We start from the raw sequence: 10,071 nt of genomic DNA, 5'->3' as shown, positions 1-10,071 counted from the left end.
GATCCCACGGACCCGACCGATCCCACGGACCCGACCGATCCCACGGACCCGACAGATCCGACCGAGCCCACGCATCCGACGCCCACCGTCGATGAGCGCGATCCGGCGACGCTGACCACCAATACCGAAGCCTCGGCGACGGTGTCGGGCACCGGCGAAACCGGCTCGACCGTGGTGGTGACGCTGGGCGGCGAGACCATGACGGCCACCGTCGGCGCCAGCGGCACCTGGTCGGTGACCTTCACCGGCTCGACCTTCCCGGCGGATGGCGATTATTCCTCGAGCGTGGTCGTGACCGCGCCCGGCGGCGCCGTCTACAATCTCGACGGTCCCGATTACCTGATCGACATGACCCGTCCGCCGGTGGCGATCACCGAAGGCGCGCGCTCGACCGGCGATATCGAAAACGCCGGCGAACATGCCGATGGCGTCACCATCCGCGGCACCAGCGAGCCCGGCGCGACGATCCGCGTCGTCGTCGACGGCCATGAGCAGACCACCACCGTCGGCGGCGACGGCAACTGGAACGTGACCTTCCCGACCTCCGACCTGCCGGAGGGCACCTATACCAAGGGCATGCTGGTCACCGCGACCGACATCCACGGCAATGTCACCACGCTGACCGACACGCTGGCCGTCGACACCGAGACCAGCGTCCGCTTCGATGCCAATCTGGCGGGCGGGGACGATCTGGTGAACCAGGCCGAACGCGCCGCGGGGGATCTGGTGCTGACCGGCACGGCCGAGGCCGGCGCCTCGGTGCTGGTGCAGTTCGGCACCGGCTCGCGCAGCGTGACCGCCGATGCGAATGGCCGCTGGAGCGCCGCCTTCAGCGCGGGCGAATATGCTGCGGGCAGCTATACCGGCACGGCCACGGTCACCGCGACCGACCTTGCGGGCAATACCGCGACGCAGACGCATCTGATCGATGTCGACACCGAGGTCTCGCCGCTGTCGCACTGGACCGACACCCCCGGCACCGACGGCATGGTGAATGGCGCCGAGGCCGCGGGCGGGCTGCGGATCGAGGGCACCGTCGAGGCCGGATCGGTCGTCACCGTGCAGCTGGCCTCGGGCCGGATCGTCGTCGCCTCGGTGAATTCGGACGGCACCTGGTCGGCGCAGATCCCGGCCTCGGACCTGCCGACGACCGAGACGAACAACCTGCAGCTGACGGTGAACGCCACCGATCCCTATGGCAACACCGCGACCCAGACCAGTCTGATCGACGTCGATCCGCTGGTGCGCAACTTCCATGCCTTCAGCACGGTGACGAGCGACAACGTGGTGAACCGGGCCGAGGCGCAGACGGGCTTTGCGATCTCGGGCACGGTCGAACCCGGGGCCACGGTCGCGGTGACGCTGGAAAACGGCGCCATCCGCACCGTCACCGCCCAGGGCGACGGGACCTGGACCGCGGTCTTCACCGCGGCCGATCTGCCGGGCGGCTCGGGCGCGATGCGCTACACCGCCGTGGCCACCGATGCGGCGCAGAACACCGCGACGACCTCGGGCAGCTTCAGCTATGATCTGGTGGCCCCGGATGCGCCGGTGATCGGCGACGTGACCAACAACGGCAACGGCACCCGCGGCCTTTACGCCGATGTCAGCGAGGCCGATCATTACGTGATCGAGACCGTCGCGGCGGATGGCACCGTCACCCTGATGCGCGACAGCGCGCCGATGAGCACGCCCAGCGAGGACGAATACTATTCGTTCAACCGGGTGCCGGATGGTCAGTTCCTCGTCGTCACCGACAGCGACACCGCCGGAAACGAGATGTCGACCCTGCTGGTCGTCAGCCCGAACGGCAGCCTGACGATGGATCTGGACAACAGCGGGCTGAGCCGGTTCGACTTCGGGTCGATCGACCTGCATCACGCCTCGGTCGATCTGACGATCACCGCCGCGCAGCTGCAGTCGCTGACCGGCGGCGACAACGACCTGATCGTGCGCGGCGATGCCAATGACCGCGTCACCGCGCTGGGCGCCACCGACACCGGCGCGACGGCCTCGCTCGACGGGCACAGCTACAGCATCTACACGCTGGGAGACGAGGGACACCGCATCCTGATCGACGACTCGATCACCAACGTCACGATCTGACGGTGCCCCGATGACCCGGAACGGCAGCTTCGCGCCGCTTTTCCGGGCCCTCCCCGTGGCCCGGATGTCGGCGGCGGCACTGATTGCGATGCTGGCGAGCGGCTGCATGGAGGGGACCCCCTTCCCCACCGGCCGCTCGGCCTTCTCTCCTGCGACGGCCACGCTGGTCGCAAGCAAGCCCGGCACCACCGCCGAGACCTCGGCGATCATCGCCGAGCTGGCGGGCCGGGTTTCGGTGCTGCCCGGGTCGGGCCCCTATGCGCAGGTGGCCGGGGCGGTGCTGCGCGACGCCAAGGGCTCTGCCAAGGCGGAGCTGCGGGTGGCGCGGCTGACGGCGCAGGCGACCTCGAAGAACTGGCTGCCGCGGATCGGGCCCAGCCTCAGCCTGATGCGGCTGGGCGATCTGGCGGCCGAGCTGCTGATCAACCAGACCTTGTGGGACAATGGCGCGAAACGGGCCGAACGCGAGGCGGCGGCGGCCGATGTCGAAGTGGCGGCGGTATCGCTTTCGGCCGAGATGAACGACACCGTGGCCGAGGGGCTGAAGGCCTATGTCAACGCGCTGAAGGCCCGCGAACAGGCGGCGGTGGCCGATCTCTCGGTTGCGAAACTGGGCGATTTCAACGAGATCATGCAGATCCGCGTCGAAGGCGGGCTGTCGGATGGCACCGAGGCCCGGGTGCTGGCGCAAAAGCTCTCCGAGATGCGGGCGACGGCGCAGGCCGATCGCGACACCGCCACGGCGGCGATGGCGCAGTTGCGCGCGATGACCTCGGCGCCGCTCGACGGGCTTGCAGGGATGAACGATCTGGCCCTGCCCGAGCCCCTGCCCGGGGCGCTTTCGGTGACGAAATCGCGCGCCGAGGCGGAACGGGCCGAGGCCGAGGCGCGGATCAGCCGCGCCGGGCATCTGCCGAAGCTGGGCGCCGAGGCCCGCACCGGCAGCGGCGACAGCGACATCGGCCTGAAGCTGGGCATCGACCAGATGCTGGGCTTCGGCACGAAAGCGCAGCTGGAAGCGGTCGAGGCCACGCGCGAGGCCGCCGCGGCCCGGGTGGCGCGAACCGAACAGACCGAGGTGCAGGAGGTGGCGTCGCTGCGCGCCAAGATTGCCGCACTTGAGGCGCGGGAGGCCCGCGACGGCACGGTGGTGGCGGAAACCGCCGCCGGGCTGGAGATGTTCACCGAGCAATACAAGATGGGGCGGCGGTCGCTGATGGATCTGGTAAGCATGTATGAAAGCCATGCGCAGATGGCCCATGCGCAGGCCGGGCTGAAGTATGACATCGCGCTGATAGAGCTGGAAATCGCGCGTAAACACGGAATATTGGTGGACGGCAGCAATATCTGAAACGGTGCGGAAGCTTGGCAGACCGGGTGATAGCCTTCGATCTGAATGCGGCCCGTGTCAGCGGGGCGTCCGATGGCGCTTTGCCGAAAGCCGTCCCCGCCCAGCCAAGCCCGCCCAAGGCCCCCGGACGGGCGCGGGCGCGGGCGGAACTGGCCTCGGCCTATGCTGCGCTGCTGGGCGCGCAGGTGCCCGCCGCCGATATTCTGGAACAGATGCTTCTGGCCGTGGGCGAGGCCACCGCCGCCGTCACCGGCGCCGAGGCGGATGAGGTCCAGCCCGAACATATCGCCGCGGTGCTGCGGGTGGCGGGGATGACCGCCGCGGTCGAGCAGATCGCCCGGCTCTCGCCCGGACAATGGCCGGCGCTGGCGCAGATGACCTCGGGGCAGCTGGTGCTGGTGATCAAGCAGGAAGCCGATCTGCTTTTTGTTTACGACAAGAGCTGTCCCGATCAACGCGCCGAAGTCGCGCTGGCCGAATTCGCGCCGTTCTTTTCGGGCAAGATCATCCGCGCCCGCACCTCGCTGCGTCAGCTTGAAAGCCGCCATGCCCCCGAGACCGCGCCCGAGCACTGGTTCTGGGGCGCGTTCAAGGCGCAGCGCCGCGCCTTTGTCGAAGTGGCGCTGGGCTCGCTTTTCGCCAATATCCTGGCCGTCGCGGTCTCGATGTTCTCGATGCAGGTCTATGACCGCGTCATTCCGCACAAATCCGAGGCGACGCTCTGGGTGCTGGCGCTGGGCGCGCTGCTGGCGCTGGTTCTTGAAATGGCGCTGAAGCTCGCCCGCTCGGGGCTGATGGATCTGGCCGGTCGCAAGATCGAGCTGACGGTGCAGGGCCTGCTGATGGACCGGCTTCTGGGGATGAAGGCGGCGCCCGGGCGGCGTTCGCCCAGCCAGCTGTTTTCCGCGATGCGGGAATTTTCCTCGGTGCGGGAGTTCTTCACCGCCTCGACGATCGGCACGATCGCCGACATTCCCTTCATCTTCATCTTCCTCGCCCTTGTCGCCTCGATCGGCGGCAATCTGGTCTGGGTGCTGCTGGCGGGGGCCATCCTGATGGTGGTGCCCGGCTTCCTCATGCAGGGCAGGATGATGAAGATCACGCAATCGACGCAGGGTGCCTCCGCCCGGGCGGCGAAGCTTCTGCACGAGGCGATCTATGAACATGAAACGGTGGCCACCCAGCGCGGCGCCGACCGGTTCAAGCGGGTCTGGGAGGAACTGACGACGCTTTCGGCGGTGAAATCCTCGGAAAGCCGCAAGCTCGCCTCGGCGCTGACCTATTGGGCGCAGATGGTGCAGCAGGCGACCTATGTGACCGCGGTGATGGTCGGCGCCTACATGGTCTTCGAGGGCGAATTCACCGTGGGCGCGATCATCGCCATCGGGCTTCTGACCTCGCGCACGCTGGCGCCGCTGACGCAGCTGGCGGGGACGATGGCGCGCTGGGCCAATGTGAAGGCGGCGCTGCAGGGTCTTGAGGAAATCGCAAGCGCCGATCAGGTGCAGGCCGCCAGCCGCAGCTATCTGCGCGCCGAGCGGATCGAGGGCGAATACGAGCTGCGCGGGCTGGAATTCAAATACGACCCCGAGGGATCGGCGACGGTGGACATTGCCGCGCTGCGCATTCCGCCGGGGCAGAGGGTCGCCATTCTGGGCGCGAACGGCTCTGGCAAATCGACGCTTTTGAAGCTGCTGGCCGGGGTCTACGAACCGACGGCGGGGCGGATCCTGCTGGATGGCGTCGATCTGGGCCAGCTGCATCCGCGCGATCTGCGCCGGGCGGTGGGGTATCTGAGCCAGGACGTGCGGCTGTTTTCCGGCACCTTGCGCGACAACCTGAACCTGACGCAGCTGGAACGCGACGAGGAGCGGCTTTACCGCGCGCTCGATTTTGCCGGGCTCGGGCCGTTCCTGCGCGGTCATCCGAAAGGCCTTGATCTGCCGATCCGCGACGGCGGCGAGGGGCTTTCGGTCGGGCAGCGCCAGTCGATCGGCTGGGCGCGGCTCTGGCTGCAGGATCCGACGGTGGTGATCCTTGATGAACCCACCGCGGCGCTGGACACCACGCTGGAAACGACGCTGGTGAGCCGGCTGGAGACCTGGCTGGACGGGCGCACGGCGATCATCGCGACGCATCGGGTGCCGATCCTGGCGCTGACCGCGCGCACGCTGATCTTGCAGAACGGCCGGATGGCGGTCGATGGCCCGCGCGATGCGGTGCTGGCGCATCTGACCAAGGCGAAGGCCGGGGGGCCGAAATGAGCACCGTCGATCCTGCGGCGGTGACCACGGCGGCGCGGCGGATGAGCTGGACGATCTGGCTGATCGGCCTGTCGATCCTGGCCTTTCTGGTCTGGTCCGCCTATGCCCGCATTGACCAGATCGTGCGCGGCCCCGGAGAGATCGTCTCGTCCTCGAAGCCGCAGATCATCCAGAACCTGGAAGGCGGGATTCTGGCGGAGCTGAATGTCTCCGAGGGCGACGAGGTGTCCCCAGGCACGGTGCTGGGGCGGCTGCACGAGACCTCGTATCGGACCCAGGTCGATGATCTGCAGGCGCAGATCGCGGCGCTGGAAATCCGGCAGCTGCGGCTTGAGGCCGAGATGAACGGGCTGGATGAATTCGTGCCGAGCGAGGAGCAGGACCGGCTTGTCCCCGAGATCGTGAAGTCGGAAAGCGCGTTGCTGCTGGCGCGGCTGAGCGATTATGCCTCGCGCAGGAAGGGGGCGGCGGCGATCCTGAAACAGGCCAAGGCCGAGCGCGACATGCTGGAAAAGATGTTCGAACGCGACGTCGCGCCGCTGATCGAGGTGACCAAGGCGCGCAAGGCCTTTTCCGATGCCGAGGCGCAGCTGAACGACATCACCACCAAGGCGGAGCTGGACCGCGCCTCGGACTATTCCGAGACGCTGGAAAAGCTGGGCACCTTGCGCCAGCAGCTGAAACTGTCGCAAGATCAGCTGACGCGGACCACGCTGACCTCGCCGATGCACGGGATCGTCAACAAGCTTTCCGTGACGACGATCGGCGGCGTCGTGCGGCCGGGCGAGGAGATCCTGGAGATCATCCCGCTGGATGAAGAACTGTTCATCGACGCCCGGATCGCGCCGAAGGACATTGCCAACGTGAAGCTGGGGCAGGCGGCGACGATCAAGCTCTCGGCTTATGATTACACGATTTACGGCAGCCTGCAGGGCGCGGTGCATTTCGTCTCGGCCGACACGTTCAAGGACGAACAGAAGCCCGATGCCGAACCCTATTACAAGGTGACCTTGCGGGTCGATCTGGCGCGGCTGACCGAACGCCAGCGCCGTCTTGAAATCCGGCCCGGGATGCAGGCGACGGTGGAACTGCACACCGGCGAAAAGACCGTGCTGCAGTATCTGCTCAAGCCGCTTTACAAATCGCGCGAGGCGCTGCGCGAGCCTTAACCGACGTTTTCCTTGGCGCCGTAGAATTCAAAGAGCACCGCCGACACATCGTCGGCCAGGTTGTCCGAGGTCATGCGCTGCAATTCCCAGTAAAGCGCATCCAGAAAAGCCGGGCCGCGCAGCAGGTTCAGCCGTTTGAGCAGCATGGCGAGCCCCTCCTCGCCGATCTGCGGACGGCGCGGCGGTTCCGCCTCGGTGATGCCGTCGGAACCCAGGAACAGCCGGTCCCCGGGCGCAAGCCGGGTGGTGACGGTTTCGTAGCTCGCCCCCTCGATCAGCCCGACGGGCAGGCCGCCATCGCCCAGAAATTCGACCGAGCCATCGGCGCGCAGCACCGCCGGATGCGGATGCCCCGCCTGCACCAGCGCGACCTTGCCGGAAATCAGGTCCACATCGGCATAGATCAGGGTGAAATAGCTGTCGGTCTGCATTTCCTCGAGCACGAGGGTGTTCAGATAGGCGGCCAGATCGGCCGGGTCGCGGCCGTCGTAAAAGCCGAATTCGGTCTGGATCAGGGCGATGTTCTGTTCGGGCGAGGTGCCCGACAGATAGCCCGCCAGCCGCGCCGTCATCAGCGCCGAGGTGATGCCATGCCCCGAGACGTCGATGCCGTAAAGCCCGACGCGGCGGATGTTGATCGGGAAAAAGCCGACCAGATCGCCGCCGACATGGCCCGAGGGCCGCAGCGTCAGCGACACCTGCGCATTGCCGAAGCTGCGGTGGCGTTCCTTGACCAGAGATTGCTGCAGCTTGCAGGCCTCGACCAGATCGCGGTTGATCGAATCGTAAAGCGACTGCAACTCGCCCAGCGCCGAGGAGAGCTGCCGGTTCTTCTCCTTCATCGCATGTTCCATGGTCAGGATGCGTTCGCCCGCCATCAGCCGGGCCCGCAGCTCGTCGCCATTCACCGGCTTGGCCAGAAAATCATCGGCGCCGCTTTGCAGCCCCTCGGCCACGTCATGCTTGTCCGTCTTCGAGGTCAGAAGGATGAAATAACCATAGCCCTCGCGCGGCATGGCGCGGAACTGCTGGCAGAATTCGATCCCCGACATGCCGGGCATCATCCAGTCGGACAGCACGAAATCGGGCTCGATCCGGTCGCAGATGTCCAGCGCCTCTTCCGCCGAGCCCGCCTCCAGCACCTCATAGCCCGACCGCGAGAGCAGTGCGGACAGGATGCGACGCTGCATCTTGCTGTCGTCCACGACCAGAACCCGGCGCGGCACGGGGGCGGGCTCGGAAGCTGAGGTCGGATCTGGACGGTCTGAAATCGGATCTGTCACGGGCTCACCGGCACTATGCATGGCGCACCTTGCGCGATCGGCCTTAAGAACAGGTGAATCGCCGTAATCCTGATCGGGGGTTAAAGCTTCCGCAAGGAATGGCCCGTAGCCTTTCGCTGTGGTGAGAAAAGGGCTCTGTGGAGGGTACTATGATCGATTGGGAACGGGTCGCCGAGTTGCGATCCGAAATCGGCGCCGAAGGGTTTGCCGAAGTGCTCGAGCTGTTTCTCGACGAGGTCGAGAGCGTGGTGATGAATCTGGGCCGCAAGCCGGACAAGCTGGGCGACGAGCTGCATTTCCTCAAGGGCTCGGCCTGGAATCTGGGCTTTCGCGACTTCGGGGCGATCTGCCAGGACGGCGAACGCCGCTGCGCCGCGGGCAATGCCGCGACGGTGGACATTGCCGCCGTGCTCGACTGTTACGGCCGCTCGAAGGACATCTTCATGGGCCGGGTCGACGAATTCCTGTCCGCCGCCTGAGGCTCAGATCAGGAATTCGGCGATCGCGGAATCATCGGTGATGTCGCGGTAATCAAAACCCGCGGCATCCAGCTTTTGCGTCAGCGCATCGAAGGCGCCCGCCTGCTTCGTCTCGATGCCGATCAGCACCGAGCCGAAGTTGCGGGCGGATTTCTTCAGATATTCGAACCGCGCGATGTCGTCTTCCGGCCCCAGCATCGACAGGAATTCGCGCAACGCCCCCGGCCGTTGCGGCATCCGCAAGATGAAGTATTTCTTCAGCCCGGAATAGCGCTGCGCCCGTTCCTTGACCTCGGGCAACCGCTCGAAATCGAAATTCCCCCCCGAAGTCACGCAGACGACAGTCTTGCCGCGGATTTCCCCCGCCAGTTCCGGCAGCACGTTCAGCGACAGCGCCCCGGCCGGTTCCAGCACGATCCCCTCGTGGTTCAGCATCTCGAGCATGGTCAGGCAGATGCGATCTTCCGGCGCCAGCAGGATCTCCTCGGGGGCCACCCAGTCGAGCGCCGCAAGCGGCAAGGCCCCGATCCGCGCCACCGCCGCGCCATCGACGAAGCTGTTGACATGCTTGAGCGTCACCGGTTCCCCCGCCGCCACCGCCGCGGTCAGGCTGGCGCCGCCCTGCGGCTCGACGAAACGATAGCCGGTCTGCGGTGCCGTCGCGCGCAGATAGCCCGTGACGCCTGCCGCCAGACCGCCGCCGCCCACCGGCAGGATGACCAGATCGGGCGCGCGGCCCAGCTGATCGAGGATCTCGACCCCCACCGAGGCCTGACCCTCGATCACGTTCTCGTCGTCGAAGGGCGAGAGGAAATGCGCCCCCGCCTCGGCACAGAATTTCTGCGAGGCCGCCAGCGTCTGGTCGAAATAATCGCCGGTCAGTACGATCTCGACCGCATCGCCGCCAAAGGTGCGGGTCTTGTCGATCTTTTGCTGCGGCGTCGTCACCGGCATGAAGATCGTTCCGCGCACGCCGAAATGACGGCAGGCAAAGGCCACGCCCTGCGCGTGATTGCCCGCGCTGGCACAGACGAACTGCCGCGCCTCGGGGGTGATCTCCAGCAGCTTGCGCATCGCGGTGAAGGCGCCGCGCAGCTTGTAGCTGCGCACTGGCGTCAGGTCTTCGCGCTTGAGCCAGATCTCGGCCTCGTAACGTTTGGACAGGAAATCATTGCGCTGCAGCGGCGTCGGCTCGAAGAGCGTGCGCAGGGCGCGGGTGGCGGCAAGGGCGGCAAGGGCAAATTGGGTCATGGTTCGATTAGACCCGTCCTTCGGGCTTTGGCAAGCGCCGAGCGACAGGATCGCGCCGCGACCGACCAAGGTTGGCGCCGAAACGGACCGTTTCCAGATTGGCGATTTGCGCAAAATTGTGTCCAAGAGTCATGATTTCGCCGCGATTGCGACACGGCCGGGACGACG

7 protein-coding genes are annotated in these 10,071 nt (G+C 66.5%); 5 read left to right on the top strand and 2 right to left on the bottom strand.

What is annotated here, in order from left to right; translation table 11 throughout:
• The 4 genes from LY44_RS13425 to LY44_RS13410 all read left to right on the top strand — a co-directional run.
• A partial coding sequence (locus tag LY44_RS13425) for an Ig-like domain-containing protein (protein WP_111396032.1) occupies positions 1 to 2,106 on the top strand: 2,106 nt, incomplete at its 5' end.
• Positions 2,107 to 2,116: 10 nt separating this feature from the next.
• Positions 2,117 to 3,457: a TolC family protein gene (locus LY44_RS13420; RefSeq protein ID WP_055211178.1), complete on the top strand. Its 1,341-nt coding sequence runs from the start codon at positions 2,117 to 2,119 to the stop codon at positions 3,455 to 3,457.
• Positions 3,458 to 3,483: 26 nt separating this feature from the next.
• A complete protein-coding gene (locus LY44_RS13415; protein ID WP_223230718.1) occupies positions 3,484 to 5,721 on the top strand; it encodes an ATP-binding cassette domain-containing protein in 2,238 nt (745 codons plus the stop codon).
• Positions 5,718 to 6,890, top strand: a complete 1,173-nt coding sequence (locus tag LY44_RS13410) for an HlyD family type I secretion periplasmic adaptor subunit (protein WP_055211182.1) — start codon at positions 5,718 to 5,720, stop codon at positions 6,888 to 6,890. The genes LY44_RS13415 and LY44_RS13410 overlap by 4 nt, the downstream gene beginning before the upstream one ends.
• On the opposite strand, the gene LY44_RS13405 is transcribed toward LY44_RS13410, so the two are convergent.
• Entirely contained in the window at positions 6,887 to 8,116 is a 1,230-nt protein-coding gene (locus LY44_RS13405) for a PP2C family protein-serine/threonine phosphatase (RefSeq protein WP_055211184.1), read from the bottom strand. The genes LY44_RS13410 and LY44_RS13405 overlap by 4 nt on opposite strands.
• Before the next feature lie 206 nt (positions 8,117 to 8,322).
• Between LY44_RS13405 and LY44_RS13400 the strand changes: the two genes are divergently transcribed.
• Entirely contained in the window at positions 8,323 to 8,652 is a 330-nt protein-coding gene (locus LY44_RS13400) for an Hpt domain-containing protein (protein ID WP_055211186.1), read from the top strand.
• Between the two features lie 3 nt (positions 8,653 to 8,655).
• On the opposite strand, the gene ilvA is transcribed toward LY44_RS13400, so the two are convergent.
• A complete protein-coding gene (ilvA, locus tag LY44_RS13395) occupies positions 8,656 to 9,903 on the bottom strand; it encodes a threonine ammonia-lyase IlvA (protein ID WP_055211188.1) in 1,248 nt (415 codons plus the stop codon).
• Positions 9,904 to 10,071 lie beyond the last annotated feature (168 nt).

It is taken from the genome of Rhodobacter capsulatus, assembly GCF_003254295.1.
GTDB lineage: Bacteria > Pseudomonadota > Alphaproteobacteria > Rhodobacterales > Rhodobacteraceae > Rhodobacter > Rhodobacter capsulatus.
Note: the sequence above shows the minus strand (reverse complement) of the source record. Positions and strands in the feature narration are given on the sequence as shown.